The following is a 287-nucleotide window of genomic DNA, read 5'->3' as shown; positions in this document are numbered from 1 at the left end:
ACAGAAACGTGACGCACTTGGTTGTTTAGTTTTGAGGGTTCAACCTTCAAAAGGGGCCTATAGCTCAGCTGGTTAGAGCGCACGCCTGATAAGCGTGAGGTCGGTGGTTCGAGTCCACTTAGGCCCACCATATAAATTTCATACCCAATACGGGGCCTTAGCTCAGCTGGGAGAGCGCCTGCCTTGCACGCAGGAGGTCAGCGGTTCGATCCCGCTAGGCTCCACCAACCACACTCTTTCGAGTGGGAAACATCACTCGGAATTTTTTACTGTGTGAAAATCCTGAT

General features: G+C 51.6%; 2 tRNA genes. Both read left to right on the top strand.

Features of this window, described 5'->3' with window-relative positions:
- Window positions 1–53: 53 nt before the first annotated feature.
- Window positions 54–130, top strand: a tRNA-Ile gene (locus tag E2491_RS14760).
- A 21-nt stretch (window positions 131–151) separates the two neighbouring features.
- A tRNA-Ala gene (locus tag E2491_RS14755) sits at window positions 152–227 on the top strand.
- The last annotated feature ends 60 nt before the right edge of the window (window positions 228–287 follow it).

Origin of the sequence: Jeotgalibacillus sp. R-1-5s-1 (assembly GCF_004405105.1) — a bacterium.
Taxonomy (GTDB): domain Bacteria; phylum Bacillota; class Bacilli; order Bacillales; family Jeotgalibacillaceae; genus Jeotgalibacillus.
Note: the sequence above shows the minus strand (reverse complement) of the source record. Positions and strands in the feature narration are given on the sequence as shown.